Genomic DNA, 19,197 nt, shown 5'->3' with positions numbered 1-19,197 from the left:
GTGACTGGTACAGGTGCCGCATGTCGAACCACACCCCGTCGAAAGCCGTGCTGGAGAAGGCGCGCGAGCTGGACCTGGGCCCGCTGGAGCGCCGAATGCGGCGGCGGCCGGGGATGCCCGGGGCGTTCATCTGCGTCGTACTGGCGATCGTGGGCATGAACTTCGTGGTGAACGGGCCCTACAACGGTTTCGGTTACTCGGTGATGGGCCTGATCGCGCTGATCATCGTGTGGTGGACGTATGTGTGGATCCGGCGCGTGGGCGGTGGGCTGTACATCTTTCGCGGCGGGTGCATCGACGCCGCCGGGCTGCGGCTGATCGTCGTGCGCTGGTCCGACGTCCTGTCGATCAAGACCGGGGAGACCATGTACGCGGTCAACTCACTGCCCGTGGGATCGAGCTTCAAGTACGCGGTGGAGTACCGGGTGCCGCACAACGGGAACACCGCGGTGTGGGAGCTCAACACGACCTACCCGGACCTGGTCGACGCGACGACGCTGATCTCGCGGCGGTCGGGGGTGACGATCACGGCGAACTCATAGCTCGGGCCAGTCGCCGATCAGCCGGTGAGCGAGCATGACGAAGGCGTCCACTGTGGCCGCGTTGGCGATCTGGCGAGTGATCACATCGGTGTCCAAGATGATCTGCTCGCGCCACATGAGGACCGGCTCGAGGGGAACCGAGCCGAGCACCATCGAGCGGCCCATCCACAGTCGCCCCGCCAGCTTGCGCAGCTCGTCATCGGTGGTCTCGAGCCAAGCGGTTTGGGTCGCGCTCAGCCCGGACAACTCCTTCGACTGCGGGTCGGCCACCGCGGTACGCACAAAACGAAGCGCAGCGCGCAACCCGGCCCTTTCGTGCCCTCGCAACACGCCAGTTTCGATGATTCCCCGGGTGCCGTGGGCTAGGCCGGCCGCAGCGTAGATGTGCTGCCGCGTCCAGCGGTGAAACACCAGCCAGCGCGACACGACGTTGGCGAGGGCGGGATCCGCGGTTGCCCGCAATGCGATGTCGACCGCGTGGGAGCGGCCCGCACTCAAGTCGATCAGGATCACGTCATACTCTTCCTCCAGCCGGGCGAACAGCGTGGCGCAACGCCGCAGGACCTCCGCATCGCAGGCGAACTCCGCACCGCCCTCGTCTCCCGGAAGAAGCGTGAGACGCCCGGCGCCGTCCGGGCGACCGCGCAGGCCGTCGCGGTCCGACTGGTTCCAGACCTCAAGGCGGACCGGCTCGGGGATCTCGCCCAGCAGGTAACGATGCAGCCCGCCGAGTACAGTGCCACGAGAGGCGTCATCGATGGAGAAGATCGCACCGGATGTCGGCCGGCCGAGATCGAGGTCCAGGTAGGCGACGTTGGCGCCCTCGAGAGCACTGCGGTAGGCGATATTGCAGCTGGTCAACGATCGGCCGGTACCGCCCTTGTCCGAGGTGGCGAAGACCAGCACCCCTACGCCCCCTTGGCGTCTTGGCGAGCCGCGGCCAACCGATCGAGGTCCCTCAGCACCTCCTGCACGATGGCGATCGCGCTGGCCGGACGTCGGTACTGGATCGCCTTGGCCCGCGCCAGGTTCGTCTGCACCATCATGAGCAGATCTCGAATCGGCACGCCGCACTCCGCAGCGCCGTCGAGCAATTCCTGGTCGTAGAGATGCTCGGCCTCGCTCAGTGAGTGCTGCGCCTGGCGGATCATGAAATCGCTGCGGGGCGGATCGCCTCGAACGAGTTCGGCGGCACCGACAAGGCTCTCTACGACGCGGAGGGTGTGGTGCCAGGACGGTCCGTCGGCGTGCCGCCCCCCGAGCTGGGTGTACACATTGGACGGCTCGTCCCACAGGTGGCGGTACTGGCCCGCGGTGAAGCGCCGCCTGACCAGGTGGTCCCAGACCCCATCGCGGGTTCGCAGCAGCTCGGCGCGCAGTCCGACGTCGTCGATGGGGGCGGCGACGCGCACGATGCACTTGAGCAGCACGGCCGCGAAGTCCGAGACCTGCCGGTACAGCGCCGGACCACCCACCTTGTCGGCGCCGTCCAGACCGACCCGCGTACCAGGTGCGTGCAGGAGAATCGCGCGGTCGTTGCCCTCGGCGCGCTCGATGACCCGGCCGCGTTTGGCCAGTTCGGTGAGCACCCGCCCCAGACGGCTCAGGTTCTCGTCGGAGACCCGTCGATCGACCATGTCGCGCGTGACGATCGCCGACACCAGGAGACTGGAGTAGTCGGAGTGGACGGCGTCGGTGGTGTTCCAGGGCATACTTTCGAGCGGCCACCGGCCTTCGCCGAAGGTCGCCAGCTTCGCCCAGTAGCGCCGGGTCATCTCCCAGCGCAGGTGGAGCGAGTCGGCCAGGCGCCGCTGCTCGGCGTCGAGAAGGCCCAGGACCCTGGTCCGGGTGGAGAAGAGGTCGGCGATGCCGTCGAGGGCGACGGCGGTGAAGTAGAGGGAGGACGCGTCAAGCGCCACCCCTTTGCGCTGGGCGCCGCCGGATTCGGCGTGGAGGATCTCGGGTGCACCGTCGATGACGCCCCATGACCACCCGCACTCGAACAACGTGGTCTGGCCTTCGAGTTCGGCCTCGCGACCGGAACCGATCGTCAGGTCACGCAAGCCGGCGTTGACATCGCGCAGCTCGCGGCGCAGTTCCGCGACGAGCCTGCGATCGGCGACGTCCGCCTGGTTCAGCGAGCCGAGCAGGATTTGGCCCTCGGGCGAGTCCGCTTCGAAAGCGTTGACGGTGAAACTCCGCAGCAGACCGACCATGGCCGCCGTGAGGCGTTTGTTCGCCAGCGCCTCGAGTTTGTCGACCTCGGCCATGACGAGTCGGCTGCGCAATCCTTCCCGGAGGGTCCGGGCGAAAGTGAGGACCGCCAAGGTGAGCGTGATGGAGAGCGCGAAGGACTCGGTCACGTCGAGGGCGCGCTGGCCGGGAGTGGGAGCCTCGCGGGTCTCGCTGGCGAAACAGCCCCCACCCGAGAAGCGTGGATCGCCCTCGCTGTCGCTGTGGCGCTCAAGGAAGGAGATCAGGACTCGGGTGAGCACGCGCGGGATCTGCACGGCGGTGCCGAGCGGGCTCAGAGCCCGCACCACCGGTTCGATCGTCTCGTCAGGGGTCGCCAAGCCGAACGCGGGCAACTCTGCTGCGGGGAACATCAGGCACAACAGCTGTTGCGTGTCGGACACCGAGTCGTCGGCGTCTCCGCCGTGCCACACCCAGTCGCCCTCCCTGGATGTGCGCTCGTCGGCGTGCTTCTCGCGAATCGACGATCTGGCGACCGCTTCCCAGATCTCGAGTAGATGCTGCCTCGGCTGAATCCTCATGAACGCGACCACCCTCCGTCACAACTTCAGTCGTGAGCCGCCCCGCCGGGCCGCCGTCCCCTGGCCGCCCTGACAGCACCTTCCCACACCGAAGACGGTGATCACAACGACGAGACGCGCTCCTCATCGACGTAAGGCCTGGATGGTGGGGTGTTCGCGCAACAAGACGCAACGCACCGGTTCGCTGGAGTCAGCGGTCTGGTGTGTCCGGCCCCTCAATGAGGACGGGCCCCTTCTGCGGTGACGGTGGGTGTCACCGCAGAAGAGGCCCTGCTCGCCGCAAAGGTTCCCCGGGTGTCCGGGGACACAGTCGCCGTCAGCGTCCGACGATGTGGTCGAAGAGCTCGCGGTAGTCGCGAACGGCCGTGCGAAGCCGCTCGGTGTCCGCCGAGTTCTCGCCGGACCAGCCGTCGAGTTCCCGCTTGCGGGTGTCGAGGGCGGTGCGCAGCATCTCCAGCGACTCCTCGACGAGCGCGCCGGCCTCGGTCGCCGAGGATCGCGGGTCGTCGATGAAGCGGAGCTGGATGGCCTGCCAGCGCTCGTGCAGGCTCTCGTGAGTTCCCTTGTCCAGCAGGGAGTCTCCGCCGCCGGGTTTGGTGACCTCGGCGCGGCCCGTCGCGTGCGTGGACTCGGTGGAGTGCGTGGAGGGGATGGGATCGGGGGTGTGAACGGGATCGGGGTCGCTCGCCTGCTTCTTCTTGGCGTCGTCGTCGACGCGGGTGCTGGCGAACACCTCGGGCTCGTTCTTCGAGGTCGTGAAGTCGGCCCGATCGCCGGACTTCACCTCGGTCTTCTTGTCGTGCGCGGCATCGGACTTCTTGCCGAGGTCGTCGCCGGTCTTGTCCGACGAAGCCGACGAGGCCGGCGCGGAAGTCCTGCCGAAGTCGTCGGCCTTCTTGTCGCGCGCGGCGTCCGACTTCGTGCCGAAGTCGTCGCCGGTCTTCTTGTCCGAGCTCGTGTCGGTCTTGGCGACCGGCACGGTCCTGGTCTCGGAGACGTCGCTCTTGTTGTCCGACAGGCCATCGGACTTCTTGCCGAAGTCGTCGGCCTTCGTGTCCGAGACCTTGTCCGAGACGGCGCCCGACTTGGCGTCGGCGTGCTGTCCGTTCTTGTCCGCCGAAGCCGTCTTGCCGGAAGGCGACGTGTCGGTCCTCTTCTCCGGAGGCTTCGGGACCTCAAGCCGCGCGTTGGCGGTCTCGGTCGACTTCGGCTTGTCGCCGGAGAACTCCGGCTTGGGGGCGGGCTTGCGCGGGTCGCCCGACGAGGTCGAGGTCGAACCGCCCTCACGGGCCTTGGCGTCCTCGTCCGTCAGTTCGTCGATGTGGCGGTTGTCAGGGGTGTCACTACGCATTGCTACTCCTCGGGGTGGGCTCGTCGATCTGGGCTTCCTTGCCGAGCAGCCGGGTCACGATCGCCCGGTAATGCACCATGGCGCGGCGCAGCTGCTCGGTGGAGGCCTCGCCGCCGTCGTGGAGGCTGGTGCTGAGGGCGTGCGCCTCGCGGTAGTCGGCCATCGACCGGGGGTGGTCGACGGAGAGCACGGCGAGCCGCTCTTCGTCGTTGTCCGTCGGGTAGCCGATCTCGCCGGCGAGGGCGGTGGTGAGAGCGTCGGCCTCGCGAACGGCCTCGTCGGGCTGGTCGACGAAGTGGATCTGGAGCGCGCGCCAGCGCCCGATGTAGCGCTCGCGCTGCTCGGGGGTGAGGTCCTTGAGCTCTAGCTCGTCGTGCCGGCGGATCCGTTCGCGCAGTTCGCGTTCGGCCTCGGCCTTGCCGCTGTCGCCGACGAGTCGGTCGTACTCCGGCCCGAAACGGTGCCGGAGAGACTTGCCGCGGAACATGAACCAAGCTCCTGCGGCCAACGCGACCACGACGACGAGCACGAGAATGACGATCAGCGTGGGTGACATGGGGTCCTCCTTCTTGCATGGAGTGCCCCGTTGTCATGAGCGTTAACCATTCGGGCGGCCCGGCGAAGGACGCCGGGCCGCCCTGAGTACTACTGGATTCCCTTGCGAATGCGGTATTCGGCCACTACAGCGAGGTGATCGGAGGCCTCGGCGTGCTCGGTGACGACCCTCGCCGACACCGGCTTGACGTCGGGCGTGGCGAGCACGAAGTCGATGCGGGCGGTGGGGTTCAGTGCGTCGTAGGTGTAGCCGGGGCCCTCCCCGACGGCCGGCCAGGAGTCGGCGTAGACGTCGGTGAGGATCTGGATCTCGGGCTTGTCGGCGGTGGCGTTGAGGTCGCCGGTGAGCAACGTGCGCTCATCACCGAGCAGCTGGATGATCGCCGCGGCCTGCTCGGCGCGCTCCGCCGCGCTGGTGTGCTGGAGGTGGGTGTTGGCGAAGGTGAAGCGCGCGCCGTTGTGCTCGATGGTGGCCTGGAGCAGACCGCGCTGCTCGCCGGCCGGGTACTTCGGCAGGAGGGTGTTCTTCCAGCGCAGGATCGGCCCGCGCGAGAGGATGGCGGTTCCGTACTGGCGACGCGGCTCGCCTTCGGTGACCGGGTCGAGGTCGAGGTTGGCGCCGTAGATCGCGCGCATCCGCAGCATCCGGCCGAGCAGGGCGGTCTGGTCGGCCCAGTCGCTGCGCTCGCTCCAGTGGCGGTCGACCTCCTGGAGGCCGACGACGTCGACGTCCAGTTCCTCGATGATCGCGGCGATCCGTTCGAGGTTGAGGATGTTGTCGGCGCCGGCGCCGTGGTGGATGTTGAAGGTCGCGACGCGCAGCGTCGTGTACGCCGACGCCGATGCCGGGGCGGTGAGGGCGAGTGCTCCGGCGGCCAGGCCGAGGCCGCCACCGATGAGCGCGCGGCGGCCGATGGTGTTGCTCATTGCTGACTCCAAGGGGTGGGGGTGCCCTGTGAGGTTCGGTGCCGATCTTGAACGCGGAGGCACGGGGGTGCGAACTCCACGGGGCGTCATGGCGAAGGCGAGGCTAGCGGAATTTCGGGGTCGCTTGATCCTTTAGGCGGCAGTAATTCCGTGAACACCGACCGGAGCTAACCGGCTGCGGCGTCTCCACCTCGCAGAACGGCGCCGGCGAGACGGTCGGCGAGGACGAGGTCACCGCGATCGGCGGCGTCCTCGGCGCCGCGCAGGACCACGTCGGGGCGCGTGACGTACCCGCCGTCGACCTGCCACATCGCGACGCGGAGATTGTCGTCATGGCGCCGCAGCGGTGAAGCGAGGGCGGCGACGGCGAGGTCGCGCCAGATGTCGGCGATGCGAGAAGCGGTCATCAGCGCTCGGACCGACTCGCCGTGCAGCGGGTGCGCCAGGCGCAGGCGACGACGTGATCCTCTGCGTTCCAAAGTGATCAGGCCGCGGGTGCTCGCCTCGGTGACGGCCGCGGTGTCGGTCAGGCGGGTGAGCATGGACAGGGGCAGCGGTTCTGCCCAGGAGACGAGTTCGACGACCGCTCGGACGGGGTCGGGCAGGCCCGCGAGGTTGGCGGCGATCAGTGCGGCGACGTCAGAGGGCGTGTCGAGGCCGCCGTTCCAGTGCCAGACGCCGAAGCGGCGTTCGAGGTCGCCGGTGGCGCGGCCCGCGGCGAGGAGTTCGCGCAGCGCCAGCGGGTTGCCGGCGGCCTTGGTACGCAGGCGGTTGCGGCTTTCGGGGTCGAGGGTCGCGCCGTCGGGTTCGAGGCCGAGTTCGTGGTCGATGAGGCGGTCGACGTGCGCCTCGGTGAGCGCTAAGAGCGTCGCCGTGCGCTGGTTCCCTTCGGGCGGCGGGGTTTGCGGTGTGCGGCCGGTGCCGACGATGAACGCGAGTCCGTCGGCGGCCAGGTGGGACACGAGCGCGGCCGAGCCGTCGTCGAGGAGCGAGGTGTCGTCGACGCCGAGCACGACCCGCGCGCGGCCTCCTTCGGCATATGCCCAGTCGAGGATGGCGGCGGCGAGATCGCCGGGCTTGCCGAGCTCCGCCGGCGCAAGGTGCGCGGCGGCGCCGAGGGGAACCGGCGCGGTGGCCCGGGTCGCGAGGATCCAGGCCGTCTTGGCACCCGCGCGGGCGAGGCGGTCGACGGCCTCGCGCGCCAGGCGCGTCTTGCCGACGCCGGCGGGCCCGGTGACGATCACGCCGCAGGAGTCCGGATCACGTCGCGCGTCGAGGATTCCGGCCAGGTCGGCGTCCCTGCCGGTCAGGGGCCAGCTTCGCATCACCGCCGCCTTTCGGGACGCGTACGGCACGTCCCACCACGGGGCCATCGTAGGGCAATTCACTCCCGTCCACTGTGGACACAGAGCGGCCCCGCACCCACCCAGGTGGTGCGGGGCCGCTTCGCTGATCCACGGGACGCGGCCGGATTCAGGCAACCCGGCCGGACGGCGAAGCGGCGAGGGCGCCGATCGCCTTTTCCCGGTTCCACACCGGCGGCGGCCTGGTGGACGTGGCCGCGGAAGTGCGGGCTCCCGCCTCGACGGCGCGTGGAGCCGGGTCGTCCGGACATCGCGGATCGGAGTGGGTTCCTCCCCGGTGATCCCGGAACCGACACTACGACCGGGGCCGCACATGACAGCGCACATGGCGGTCTTGATGGATACGGCCTGCGACCCCGGCTCCACCGAGACGGCGGAGCCGGGGTCCTCGGGCTACTTGGCGATGAGCAGCAGCAGGCCGCGCTCGCGGACGATGTAGGTCGTCCCCGCGCCGCCGATCAGCGCCTCCGTACCGGCGGTGGCGACCTGGTTCGGGCCTTCGGCCCAGCTCGCGGTGTCGGTCACCCGGTACCACTGCTTGCCGGCGCCGGGCGAGGGAAGCGTGAAGGTGACGTCGCCCGACCAGCCGTTGTACCCGACGAAGATCGAGGCGGCCGAGTCGCCGAGTTCGCTGCCGTCGTAGCGCCATCCGAGGGCGTGGTTGCCCGCGTTGGCCCAGTACGCCGCGTCCGGCGTGGTTCCCGCCGGCGTGAACCATTCGAGCTGCTTCATGCCGTCGCCGTCGGCGTCGGCGGAGGTGTAGAAGTTCGCCGGCCGCAGGGCCGCGTGCGCCTTGCGGAACTGCGCGAGACGGGTCGTGAAGGTGCGAAAGTCGGTCTGGGCGGTGTCGAAGGACCACGACTGCCAGTTCGCCGGGGAGTCGAGGTTGTAGGGGTTGTTGTTGCAGCGCATGGATCGCAGGTACTCGTCGCCGCCGGTCATCATCGGCGTGCCCGCCGAGAGCATCACGAAGGCGGTGCCGTTGCGGGCCGACTTGCGTTGCAGGGCGGCGTTTCCGCCGTGGTCCCAGGAGATGTTGTCGTCGCTGCCGCCGTCGGAGGGGCCGTACGGCCAGGCCTGGGTGTTGTTCTTGGCGTTGCAGGAGTAGAGGTCCTTCAAGGTGAAGCCGTCATGGGCGACCATGAAGTTGACCGAGTGCCACGGCTTGCGGCCGTCGTCGCCGTAGAGGTCGGCCGAGCCGGCGAGGCGGTCGGCGAGCTGCCCCGGTGTCACGGCGTCGACGCCGAGCTTGTTCTGGTCGCTGCGCAAGGTGTCGCGGTAGCGGCCGTTCCACTCGGCCCATCCGGCCGGGAAGTTGCCGACCTGGTAGGTGCCCTCGCCGAGCGCCCAGGGTTCGGCGATCCAGTCGGTGCCGCTGCCGCCACCGGCCGGCCGCGCGGGCATCTCCGCGGTGATGCGGTTGAGCGCGGTCGCGGGATCGGTTCGGCTGTAGGAGAAGCAGCCGTGCTGGCAGGTGTTGCCGAGGACCGAGGCGAGGTCGTGGCGGAACCCGTCGACGCCGAGTTTGTCGCGCCAGTGCGCGAGAGAGTCGACGATGAGGTTCTGGGCGACGGGGTTGTAGGTGTTGTAGTTGCCGCCGACTCCCGTGTTGTCCCAGGAGGACTGGCGGTCGGCCGACAGCGAGTAGTAGGCGGGGTTGTCGAGGCCCCGGTAGGAGAACACGTTGTAGACGTTCTTGTCGCCGCCGTGCGAACCGCCTTCGCCGGTGTGGTTGTAGACGACGTCGACGAAGACCTTCAAGCCGTTGTCGTGGAAGGCCTTGGTCATCGCGGCGAACTCGGCCGTCGGCCCGCCGGGCGACTTGTCGGAGGAGTAGCGGCGGTCGGGCGCGAAGTAGTTCAGGGTCATGTAACCCCAGTAGTTGTCGCCGGCCGTGCCGGTGGCGTCGACGTCGTTGGCGTCGTTCTGGGTCTCCTGGACGGGAAGGAACTCGACGGCGGTGACGCCGAGCGCGGCGAGCTGGGCGGCTTTGAGGCCGGCGCCGCGGTAGGTGCCCCGGTAGGCGGCGGGGATGGAGGCGTCGTTGGCGGTGAGGCCGCGCAGGTGGGTCTCGTAGACGATGTCGTCCTTGAGCGGGCGCGTCGGCTTCGTGCCGGTCGCGGATGTGGTCGCCGCCAGGAGGACGCCCTTCGCGGCGTGCGGTCCACTGTCGACGGTGCGGCCGCCCGGGCCGGAGGTGAAGACCGTCTCGTCGGTCATGCCCGGCCGCAGCGGGTCGTGGCTGACCTCGCGCGCGTAGGGGTCGAGGAGGAGTTTGTTGGGGTTGAAGCGATTGCCGGCGGCGTCGACGTCGGAGACGAAGCCGGTGGACGAACCCGGTGTCCAGGCGGCGTTGTAGGGCCAGTTCGGGCCCCACGCGCGGTAGCCGTAGTACTTGCCGGCGGCGGAGACGGTGGCCGACCAGATCGTGCCGGACTTGGCGAGCGTCGCCTGGGCGACGGGCGCGGCGCCGGTGGGCAGATCGTAGAGGTAGACGGCGATGCGGGTCGCGGTGCCGGAGTGCACGCGGAAGGTGATGGTGGAGCGGTCGGCGCTGTAGCGGGCACCGAGCTGCGCGGTGTCGATGCCCGCCTGCGCGGCGGTCGGGGCGGTGGTCACGACCGCGAGGGCGGAGAGGAGGGCGAGCAGGACGACGGGGATGGTGCGGCGGGTTAAGCCGCGCCGGGCGCGTAGGGGCATGCCGGGCCTCCGCAGGGATGCAAGGAGTTGCAGGATTCCTGCAAGTTAGCAGCAGATTACCGGGGAGTAAAGGGATGTGGTGGACATGCCGACGCCGAGATGCGGGGCCTCGGCGCTACTTGTGGGTTGCCAGGCGCTCTCAAATACTTTGCGAGTAGAGGCCGCCCCCAGAACACTGGCGCCATGCCGAAGGACCTCACCGCCAACGAGCTGGCCGAGTTCGCCGTGCTTGCCGACGCCGCCACGCCCGGCCCATGGTTCTTCCGCCTCCTCGACGACGACTGCGCCATGAATCTCACCGCCGTCAGCACCAAACCCGACACCGGTCAGGGGGAACGCTGGCCGGACTTCGAACACGCCGAGATCATCGCCGCCACTCTCGTCCAGCACCCCCGCTACGTCGACGTCGCCGACGAGCGATGGGACGAGAACGCCCGGTTCATCGCCGCCGCCCGAGAGTTCGTCCCACGCATGATCGCCGAAATCGACCGCCTGCGGAAGGAGCGGTGTGAACCGCAGGGGTAGAACGAGATAGCTCGTTGAGGAACACCGATCACCCTCTACCCACCCGTCCCGCCGCCCTCGTTCCTCTTGGCGAGGCTCCGGACCTGCCCCTCGTGGATGTCGCTCACCCACTCCCAGCCGGGTTCGGGCGAGGTGATCCGCGGGTCGTCGACCTCGCGGCCGTCGCGCAGGGCGTGCAGGTACGCGCGATCGCGCTCGATCCGGGCGCGCGCCTCACCGGCCCCGCCGACCGACCCGTGGCCGGGAATGACGACATCGACCTCGTCGGCCACCGCCTCCAGCAGCCGCAGCCCGGTGAGGTACTCCTCGATCGGGTCGTTGGTGTCGGTCCAGTTGTCCAGCATGGGAACGAAGACGTCGGAGAGCATGTCACCGGCGACGAGAACCCCGTGCTCCTCGATGAACAGCGCCGCATGGCCCGGTGCGTGCGCGGGATGCTCGATGATCCGCACTCGCGGTCCCTCCCAAGGGATCTGCGTCGCCCCGGCGGGCAGTGCGGTGATGAGGCCGTAGGGCTCCAGCGGAACCTGCCCGATGATCTCCGGCGGCAAGCCCTCGGCGACGCGGGCCTCCCAGTCCGGCGCCGACCGCACGTCTCGCATGAAGGCCGCGCAGCGGGCGGTGCCGTAGCGGGGCGCTGCGCCGAGGTCGGCGTGCCAGAGCACGTGATCCCAGTCGGGATGCGTCGCGAAACCCGCCACCACGGGCAGGTCCAGCCGACGGAGGTCCTCGGCGAGGCAGGCCATCTCGGAGCCTTCGATCCCGGGGTCGACGAGCAGCACGCCGTCCGCGCCCCGCACGACGACGGTGTTGTTCTTCAGCAGTTCGCTGTGGTGGGCCAGCACGCCCTCCGCGACCTGTGTCAGCATGACGAGTCCTTCTGCTTGTGGTTTGCAACCGCTTCTGGAGAGCGTAAGGCTCACCGGCGACAAAAACCGCTCGAACTCACCGGTAGTCCGATCGGCCGATGCGCCCCGGACCCGGCGCGAATACGCTCCCTCGCAGTCCACCAACCAGGAGTTCCGGTGAAGATCACCCTGCCGATGACCCCGGCGAAACTCGCCGTCCTCGCCCTTCTCGTCGTGTACGGCGCGGCCACGATCGCCGTCGCCGTCATCCTCTTCGAACCCGAGGAGATGACCGAGAAGACGAACCTCGCCTACGTCGTCACGCCCGCCATGTCGGCGGTCATGACCGTGGCCTACATGTTCTTCCTCCGCCCGAAGAGCGCCCGGCTCGACGGAACCACGCTGAGCGTCCGCGAGGCCCGTCGCGTGGTCAACGTCAACCTGGCGACGGTCGTCGACGCGCGGATCGAGCAGACGCCGGACAGCTCCGATCGGCGACTCGACCTGCGACCGGCCGACGAGGAGGTCGTGAGCCTGCCGCTCGGCGCGGCGAAGGCCCCGGAACTCGCCGCACTCGCCGACGCGCTCGCGGCCAACGAGACCGCCGCGGCGAAGGAGACGGCCGCCAGGCTGCGCATGCCGCGCTGAACCCGCATGACCTCGCCCACAGTGGACACCATCGCGCGAGCCCGCCCCTTATTCTACGATTCGTAGAAAGGGGAGGCTCCATGCGCATCCTCATCGTCGGCGGGGGAATCGGCGGCGTCGCCGCCGCGCGCACCCTCCTCGACGCCGGGCACGAGGTCACCGTCCTCGAACGCTCGCCCGAGCTCCGCACACTCGGCGGCGCGATCACCTTGTGGCACGCCGGAACCACCATCCTCGACGACCTCGGCGTCGACCTCTCCGGCGCCGGCGGCCGGCTGACCTCCGTCGAGGCCCGGACGGCCTCGGGGCGGCCGGTGATGACCATGGACCTGCGGCGCCTCGACGCGACCTTCGGCTCCCACGCACTCGTCATCCCGCGCGCGACACTGCTGCGCGCGCTCGCCGACGGCCTGCCCGACGAGGTCTTCCAGTTCAACGCGCGCTTCACCGGCCTGGAAGAACTCGCCGACGGGATCCGTGTGCACACCGAGGACGGCGGCGTCCACGACGCCGACCTGCTCATCGGCGCCGACGGAGTGGGGTCGGCGGTCCGCGCGGCCGTCTTCGGCCCCGAACCCAAGCCGCTCACCGGTGTCGCGAGCTGGCAGGGCCTGATCCCGACGCCCGTCGATCTGGGCGGCACGGCGCTGATGATGATGGGCGCCAAGGGATACCTCGGCTTGAGTCCGGCCGGCGACGGCCTCGCGCAGTGGTTCTGCGACACGCCCTGGCCCGCGCCCGACGGTGATCCGCTCGCGATGCTCGCCGAACGCTACGGCGACTGGGCCCCGCCGGTGCCGGAACTGTTCGCCGCGCTGTCGCATGTGGACGTTCGCGCCTACCCGCATCATCGGCGCCGGATCCCGCGCTTCTGGGGCCGTGGTCGCACGATCCTGCTCGGCGACTCGGCCCACGCCATGCCGCCTTCGCTGGCGCTGGGCGCCAACCAGGCGCTTGAGGACGTGTGGGTGCTGCGGCGGGCACTGGACGCCAGTCCGGCGACGGCGCTGCGCGAGTACAGCGTCCGGCGGCGCGGACGCGCGTCCTTCGCGGCGGCGGTGGCGACGCGGAGTATGGCGGTGCGCGGTCCGCAGGCGTTCTTCCAGCGGGAGGCGATGATGCGCGGGGCGGGAACGTTGCCGTCGGGGGTGTTCGAGCGGGCGCTGATCGGGATGAAGCGGCGGATCAGCAACCGGCTGGGGGATGTGGCGGTCCGGCATCCCGGTCCGGCGGCGATCACGGTTCCGCCGACCGAATAAGGCCGGGGACCGACGGAAAGGCCCGCGTGGCGGAGCTCCGGCGGTGCTATTTTTGCTCAGCCGGGAGCCCACCCGGTCTTCACCCCATGGGATCACTCACATATGAATAGACGCCTTCTGGCGGGTGCCCTCGCCTGCGCGATCACCGCCACCGGTGCCATCCTCGCCGCTCAGCCCGCTGCGGCCGATCCACCCGAAAGCCACGTCGCCCTGCCCGGCGGCACCTACACCGACGTCACGGTCGACGAAGCCCGCGGAAAGGTCTTCCTCGCGAAGACCGGTCCGGACGCCGTCGTGGTCACCGACCTCAACGGAACGCTTCTCCAAACGATCACCGGCATCACCAACCCGAGCGAACTGTCGCTGAGCGAGGACGGATCGACGATCTACGTCACCGAGAGGGAAACGGCATCCTTCGCCGCCATCGACGCCGAGTCGAATGCCGTGACTCATCACCCGCTGCCCGCTGAACACTGTGTGATCTCGGCTGCGTACACCGGCGGAAAGCTCTGGTTCTCCTACCGCGACGGTGACTGCGTGACCGGAGGATCGCTCGGGTCCTACGACCCCGCGACCGGCGAAGTCGGGTCCGCCCTGGCCGAAACCCATGCGAACAGTGTGCTGCGCGCCCTACCCGACCAACCTGACCGTCTGGTCCGCGCCGACACCGGTGAGACCCAAGGGACCTTGCGCGTATATGACGTCACCGGCGAGACCCCCACGGTGGTCTCTACCCGCACCCCGTTGCGCCTCACCGCCTGTTCCCGACCCACGCTGTTCGCCGACGGCGACAAGGTCGCGCTTCCCTGCGGCGGCGCCGGGACCAGGATCTTGAGCACCGCCGACCTTCAACTCATCAGGACACTGCCGGCCTCATCACCGCCCGCGTCCATGACAGCCACGGCCGCCACCGTCAGCCCGGACGGCCGCTTCATCGCCACTGGCAGCAGACTCGTGTTCGGTACCGGCGCAACGGCGTCGATCTGGGATGCCGAGACAGGTGCACGGGTCCGCGACATCACTTCTGCGGGCCTGACGATCGCAGCAGGGGGCCTTGCGCTCACCGACGGCGGCGAACTTTTCCTCGCCTCTTCGGGCGAGAACGCCGTCTTGTCGATCTTCGAGCTGGCCACCACATACGCGACCCGCTTGACCCTCAGCGCCCCGGCCTCAGTGGCGCGCAACGGGACCGTGAACGTCACCGGCAACCTGCAATACGGTCCCAGCGTGCCGACGGCTCTCTCGGTGACTCGCATCGGCGCCAACGGACCGCGTGACCTGGGCACCGTCATGACCGACGCTCAAGGTGTCGTGAACTTCCATGACACACCTGGAGTCCTCGGCCGGGTTTTGTATCGCTTCTCCTATACCGGCGACGCCGAGCACACCTCCGTCCAGACAGACGTTCGCGTCGTCATCCGCGGCCTCCCCGGAGATGTCAACGGTGACGGCTACGCCGACACCGTGGTCGGTGCTCCGGGCGAAGACCTCGGCGATGACACCGACACCGGCCAGATCCACCTGCTCTACGGCTCGGCGAACGGCGTCACGACCACCGGCAACAAGGCGATCCACCAGGACACGACCGACGTCATCGGTACCAACGAGGATGGCGACCGCTTCGGGCACGCCACTGCCTTCGGTGACTTCAATGGTGATGGTCACGCCGATATCGCGGTCGCCGCGCCGGGCGAGAACATCGGTTCGACCTCCAACGTCGGCGAGATCTTCGTCTTCCAGGGCTCGGCCCGCGGGTTGCTCACCACGAGCGTTGTCGGGATCTATCCGGCCTATCACGAGGCGGAGTGGGGATTCGGCAGCTCTCTCGCCACAGGCGACTTCGACGGCGACGGTCTCGACGACCTCGCGGTCGGCGCGCCGGGAGCCAACGTGGTGTATGTGTACACCGGTGGCGACACCGGTCTCGTCAGCGCGCGATACTCAGGCCTGGGCGACATGTCCCAGAATCGCCGGTTCGGGTTCTCCATCGACGCCGGAGACATCAACGGCGACGGCCTCGATGACCTGGCCGTCGGAGCCGTCAACGACTACGACGTCAAGGGCTCGCCCATCGGTTCGGTCACGCTGTTCCATGGAGCGGCAAGGGTCCCGCAGAAGAACCAGCGCCTCACCAAGGCTACGGCCGGTGTCCCGGGCTCGGCCGGTTCTTTCAACACGTCGAAAGGCGACTCCGCCGACCAGTTCGGCGCGCAGGTCGCGCTCGCGGACTTCAACGGTGACGGCAAGGACGACCTCGCCGTCGCCGCGCCCGGATCCGCCGTGACCGGGACCGACGGCAAGCGCAAGGCCGACGCCGGGACGGTGACGGTCCTGTACTCCGACGGTACGCAGATCGGCACGACGGGGGCGGTCGAGCTGACACAGAAGTCGGCGGGACTGCCGGGCAATCCCGGCGCCGAGGACAACTGGGGCGCGACCATCACCGCCGGTGACAGCAACCGGGACGGTCGGGACGAGCTGGTCGTCTACGGGGCTGGGGAGGACTTCATCACCGTCGTGCCCGGCGGCGTGAACGGACTGGTCTTCAGCGGTGCCAGGGCATGGAGCCAGGACTCGCCGGGTGTTCTGGGAGGGTCGGAGACCGGTGACCGTTGGGGCGCGAGTCTGCGGTTCGCCGACACCAAGGGCAACGGGCACCTGTCGCTGATCATCGGCGCGACCGGTGAGGACTCTGGCGCCGGCGCCATCACCGTCATGTACAGCAACGCCAACGGGATCACCGGGACCGGCGCGAAGTTCTTCTCACAGGACACCGACGGGATTCCCGGGTCGGAGGAGAAGAACGACAACTTCGGGGCCTTCTTCTAGCCTCTAGGCGCGGATTTAGTCACGAACACCCCGGCCCGGTAGTTTTCGGGCCGGGGTGTTCGCGTGTCGCGCCAAACCGACTTGCATGCGGTGACCTGCGCGTTTACGCTCCTCCGCGATGACTCTTCTTTCGCATGACACAGCAGGCAACGGTCCCGACGTCGTGCTCTTCCACTCCTCGGTCTGCGACCGGCGGATGTGGAACGCGCAGTGGGACACGCTGATCGACGCGGGCTTCCGCGTCACCCGTTTCGACTTCCGCGGTTTCGGTGAGACCCCGCCGCCGAGCGAGCCGTGGGACAACGCCGCGGACGTGATCGCGCTGCTCGACTCTCTCGGCATCGGCCGCTTCCACGCCGTCGGCGCCTCCTTCGGTGGGCGCGTCGCCCACCAGGTCGCGGCCCGGTGGCCCGAGCGGGTCGAGAAGCTGCTGCTGATCTGCAGCGCCGGGACCGTCGTCGACGGGACGCCCGACCTGGACGCCTTCGACGAGCGCGAGGAGGAGCTGTTCGAGGCGCACGACCTTGACGCCCTGGTCGCGCTGAACGTCGAGACGTGGCTCGGCCCCGAGGCCGACCAGAAGACCCGCGACTTCGTGGGCGACATGCAGCGGCACGCCTTCGAGGTGCAGTTCGCCGCCGAGGACATGGAGTCGCTCAAGCCGGAGTTCGACCTGGCCGACATCTCGGCCGAAACGCTGGTCGTGCAGGGGCTGCACGACCTGGACTTCTTCGTGGCGACCGCGAAGGCGCTGGCCGAGCGGATCCCGAACGCGCGGCTGGTGGAACTCGACTGGGCGGGGCACCTGCCGACGCTGGAGAACCCGGCGAAGGTGGAGCCGCTGATCCTGGAGTTCCTGCGGGAGGGTTAGTTCGGGCCGTTGCCGTGGCCTTGAGCGGTCGGACTCAGCGGTCCGGGCGCAGGCGGTGGAAGTCGGCGCGGATCGTGCCCTGAAGGTGGTAGAGGTCTTCCATCCGGTGGCGGCCGTGATGCCGGTCGAGTTTCTCGGCCAGCAGGCACAGGAAGCACGTGCAGTACTCGCCGACGGTGAGACCGCGGGCGTGTGCCACGTGCGTCAGAAGCGCGACACCGAAGACGGCCGGAACTGCCATGAGCAGGAATGTGCCGGTCAGCAGTGCTAGGTTTTCCAACGGCATGAAGGGTTTCCCTTCTTGTATGGGCGGCCACCCTTGGGTTTTCCAGGACCTTCGGGGGTGGCCGCTTTGCTGTGTCCGGGTCCGGGTCCGGGTGCGGGTGCGGGGCGCGGTTCAGGGGCGGCGGTCGAGGCCCGCTCGGATGGCGGTGATGGCTTCGGCGAGGCGGTCGCAGGGGTAGGGCTGGGCGCAGGCGTTGCAGCGGCCGGCGCGGCCTCGGGTGTGGATGCGGTGGGCCTGCCAGTGGTCGGCGTCGGCGGGGTTGGGGCTGTGGCCGGAGGCGCCGGGGACGCCGTTGGCGTTAGTGGCGTTCACGGCAGCGGAGCTCCTTGGCCTGGGCGGGGGTGATGTCGAGGCGGGCGAGGAGGTTGGTCGCCCAGCGGAGTTCCTCGGAGCGGAAGGGTTCGCAGCGCAGGACGTGGACGGCCCAGCGGAGGTCTTCGTCGCAGCGCCAGGTGGAGGAGGCGCCGAAGGCGGAGGCGTAGTCGGCGAGGAGGGCGAAGACGCGTTCTTCGCGGCTGCGGCCGAACCAGGCGACGAGGACGGTGAAGGTCCTGCCTCGGTGGTCGGGTTTTTCGGGTGCGTCTTCGCTGGTCATCGCTTCCCCCTCCGGAACGTGACTGTTCGGTGACTTGAGGGGAGCATGCCATACGTTCTACGGTCATGCAATCTCTGCATACGTGCGACACGCCGCAGACTCGCAGACTAAACCGGATGACCTAGACTGACGCTCGCAAATCACACGACTGGTGGGGGAAACCGATGTCCGAACAGCGCGCCCGATCTCTACGAGCCCTCTGGCTCGGTCAGCGCCTCAAGCGCATCCGTGTGGATGCGGGGATGACGTTGAAGCAGATCGGTGACTACATCCGCCGGGACAACGCCACCGTCAGCCGCATCGAATCCGGCTTCCTGCCCGCGCGGATTCCCGAAGTCCTGGCGTACCTGGATCTCTGCGGCGCAGACGATCCGCGTCAGCGCGAGGGGCTGAAACGCGTCTCGCAGGAGGTGTTTCGCGAAGGGTGGTGGGATGATCGGGTTGACTCGATCGAGGACGAGTTCGTCAATGTAGTTTGGCTGGAATCGATGGCCAACTCGATCCAGTCCTATGAGGTCCACGTGCCTGGCCTGCTCCAGACCCGCAGCTATGCCGAGGCGCTGGTTCGAGGCGGCGTCGAGCCCGGCACAGACAGTGAGATCGCCGAAGGTCTGGGAATTCGCATGCAGCGACAGGAGCGTCTGACCGCCGAGGATCCACTTCGCCTATCCGTTGTAGTGGATGAAGTTGCCTTGCGGCGTCCGATCGGTTCGGCCCGGGTCATGCGGGAACAGTTGCAGCATCTGCTCGATTTCAGCACAAGGCCCAACGTGAGCGTCCGCGTTCTCCCGCTCAGCGCCGGTGCACACCCAAGCATCGACGGCCCGTTCAACATCCTGCGCATCGCCGAGCCTGGCTTCGATGTTGCGTTCACGGACACGCGAGCCGGAACCATCGTGCTGGAAAGTGCCTGGGTCGAGACACTCACACTTGTCTATGCTTCTCTTGTCGAGATGGCGCTCGGGCCCAAGAAGTCCAACGAAGCCATCGCCGCAGCGATCGAGGAGTTTGCATGACCCGCTGGCGCAAGAGCAGCAAGAGCACCAGCAGCGGCAGTGGTCAGTGCGTTGAAGTTTCGTGGCGCAAGAGCACCCGCAGCGGCAATACCGGCAGCGGTCAGTGC

18 protein-coding genes are annotated in these 19,197 nt (G+C 68.6%); 7 read left to right on the top strand and 11 right to left on the bottom strand.

The genetic code is table 11. The features are described 5' to 3' along the window. Positions 1-20 precede the first annotated feature (20 nt). Positions 21-542 carry a hypothetical protein gene (locus AB0I28_RS20300; protein WP_357495402.1) on the top strand — a complete coding sequence of 174 codons (522 nt, stop codon included), beginning with the start codon at positions 21-23 and terminating at the stop codon, positions 540-542. Here AB0I28_RS20300 and AB0I28_RS20295 read toward each other — a convergent pair. The 7 genes from AB0I28_RS20295 to AB0I28_RS20265 form a co-directional block, all read right to left on the bottom strand. Next, positions 537-1,448: an SCO2523 family variant P-loop protein gene (locus tag AB0I28_RS20295; RefSeq protein ID WP_357495400.1), complete on the bottom strand. Its 912-nt coding sequence runs from the start codon at positions 1,446-1,448 to the stop codon at positions 537-539. The genes AB0I28_RS20300 and AB0I28_RS20295 overlap by 6 nt on opposite strands. 2 nt (positions 1,449-1,450) lie before the next feature. Next, a complete protein-coding gene (locus AB0I28_RS20290; RefSeq protein WP_357495398.1) occupies positions 1,451-3,316 on the bottom strand; it encodes an SCO2524 family protein in 1,866 nt (621 codons plus the stop codon). 316 nt (positions 3,317-3,632) lie between these two features. Continuing rightward, complete coding sequence (locus tag AB0I28_RS20285; RefSeq protein ID WP_357495396.1) at positions 3,633-4,667, bottom strand: hypothetical protein; 1,035 nt, start codon at positions 4,665-4,667, stop codon at positions 3,633-3,635. Further along, positions 4,660-5,223 (bottom strand): hypothetical protein, encoded by a 564-nt coding sequence (locus AB0I28_RS20280; RefSeq protein WP_357495394.1) that lies wholly within the window; start codon positions 5,221-5,223, stop codon positions 4,660-4,662. Before AB0I28_RS20280 ends, AB0I28_RS20285 begins: the two co-directional genes overlap by 8 nt. An 89-nt stretch (positions 5,224-5,312) precedes the next feature. Then, the gene (locus AB0I28_RS20275) at positions 5,313-6,149 is read right to left on the bottom strand and encodes an endonuclease/exonuclease/phosphatase family protein (protein ID WP_357495392.1); all 837 of its coding nucleotides are present in this window, start codon (positions 6,147-6,149) and stop codon (positions 5,313-5,315) included. Positions 6,150-6,316: 167 nt separating this feature from the next. Then, entirely contained in the window at positions 6,317-7,474 is a 1,158-nt protein-coding gene (locus tag AB0I28_RS20270) for an AAA family ATPase (RefSeq protein WP_357495390.1), read from the bottom strand. Between the two features lie 432 nt (positions 7,475-7,906). Next, complete coding sequence (locus tag AB0I28_RS20265; protein ID WP_357495388.1) at positions 7,907-10,213, bottom strand: isoamylase; 2,307 nt, start codon at positions 10,211-10,213, stop codon at positions 7,907-7,909. Between the two features lie 183 nt (positions 10,214-10,396). Here AB0I28_RS20265 and AB0I28_RS20260 point away from each other — a divergent pair, with 183 nt between their 5' ends. Next, complete coding sequence (locus AB0I28_RS20260; protein WP_357495386.1) at positions 10,397-10,738, top strand: hypothetical protein; 342 nt, start codon at positions 10,397-10,399, stop codon at positions 10,736-10,738. A gap of 35 nt (positions 10,739-10,773) precedes the next feature. Here the strand turns inward: AB0I28_RS20260 and AB0I28_RS20255 are convergent, their stop codons facing one another. Continuing rightward, the gene (locus AB0I28_RS20255; protein WP_357495384.1) at positions 10,774-11,607 is read right to left on the bottom strand and encodes an MBL fold metallo-hydrolase; all 834 of its coding nucleotides are present in this window, start codon (positions 11,605-11,607) and stop codon (positions 10,774-10,776) included. Between the two features lie 156 nt (positions 11,608-11,763). On the opposite strand from AB0I28_RS20255, the gene AB0I28_RS20250 reads away from it, so the two are divergent. From AB0I28_RS20250 to AB0I28_RS20235, 4 genes are all read left to right on the top strand, one after another. Continuing rightward, on the top strand, positions 11,764-12,234 hold the full coding sequence (locus AB0I28_RS20250; protein WP_357495383.1) for a hypothetical protein: 471 nt from the start codon (positions 11,764-11,766) through the stop codon (positions 12,232-12,234). 80 nt (positions 12,235-12,314) lie between these two features. Next, complete coding sequence (locus tag AB0I28_RS20245; RefSeq protein WP_357495381.1) at positions 12,315-13,493, top strand: NAD(P)/FAD-dependent oxidoreductase; 1,179 nt, start codon at positions 12,315-12,317, stop codon at positions 13,491-13,493. A 102-nt stretch (positions 13,494-13,595) separates the two neighbouring features. Next, positions 13,596-16,322 (top strand): FG-GAP repeat protein, encoded by a 2,727-nt coding sequence (locus tag AB0I28_RS20240; RefSeq protein ID WP_357495379.1) that lies wholly within the window; start codon positions 13,596-13,598, stop codon positions 16,320-16,322. A gap of 118 nt (positions 16,323-16,440) precedes the next feature. Continuing rightward, positions 16,441-17,193, top strand: coding sequence for an alpha/beta hydrolase (locus AB0I28_RS20235; protein ID WP_357495378.1), 753 nt, complete (start codon positions 16,441-16,443; stop codon positions 17,191-17,193). Positions 17,194-17,227: 34 nt separating this feature from the next. Here the strand turns inward: AB0I28_RS20235 and AB0I28_RS20230 are convergent, their stop codons facing one another. The 3 genes from AB0I28_RS20230 to AB0I28_RS20220 all read right to left on the bottom strand — a co-directional run bounded on the left by AB0I28_RS20230 (position 17,228) and on the right by AB0I28_RS20220 (position 18,074). Then, positions 17,228-17,479, bottom strand: coding sequence for a hypothetical protein (locus AB0I28_RS20230; protein WP_357495376.1), 252 nt, complete (start codon positions 17,477-17,479; stop codon positions 17,228-17,230). A gap of 111 nt (positions 17,480-17,590) precedes the next feature. Beyond that, a complete protein-coding gene (locus AB0I28_RS20225) occupies positions 17,591-17,791 on the bottom strand; it encodes a hypothetical protein (RefSeq protein WP_357495374.1) in 201 nt (66 codons plus the stop codon). Next, positions 17,778-18,074 carry a hypothetical protein gene (locus tag AB0I28_RS20220; RefSeq protein ID WP_357495372.1) on the bottom strand — a complete coding sequence of 99 codons (297 nt, stop codon included), beginning with the start codon at positions 18,072-18,074 and terminating at the stop codon, positions 17,778-17,780. The genes AB0I28_RS20225 and AB0I28_RS20220 overlap by 14 nt, the downstream gene beginning before the upstream one ends. A 164-nt stretch (positions 18,075-18,238) precedes the next feature. Between AB0I28_RS20220 and AB0I28_RS20215 the strand changes: the two genes are divergently transcribed. After that, positions 18,239-19,090: a helix-turn-helix transcriptional regulator gene (locus tag AB0I28_RS20215; protein WP_357495370.1), complete on the top strand. Its 852-nt coding sequence runs from the start codon at positions 18,239-18,241 to the stop codon at positions 19,088-19,090. Positions 19,091-19,197 lie beyond the last annotated feature (107 nt).

It is taken from the genome of Phytomonospora sp. NPDC050363, from assembly GCF_040655735.1.
Lineage (GTDB): Bacteria > Actinomycetota > Actinomycetes > Mycobacteriales > Micromonosporaceae > Phytomonospora.
The sequence above is the reverse complement of the archived record's forward strand: the minus strand, read 5'-3'. Positions and strand labels throughout refer to the sequence as shown.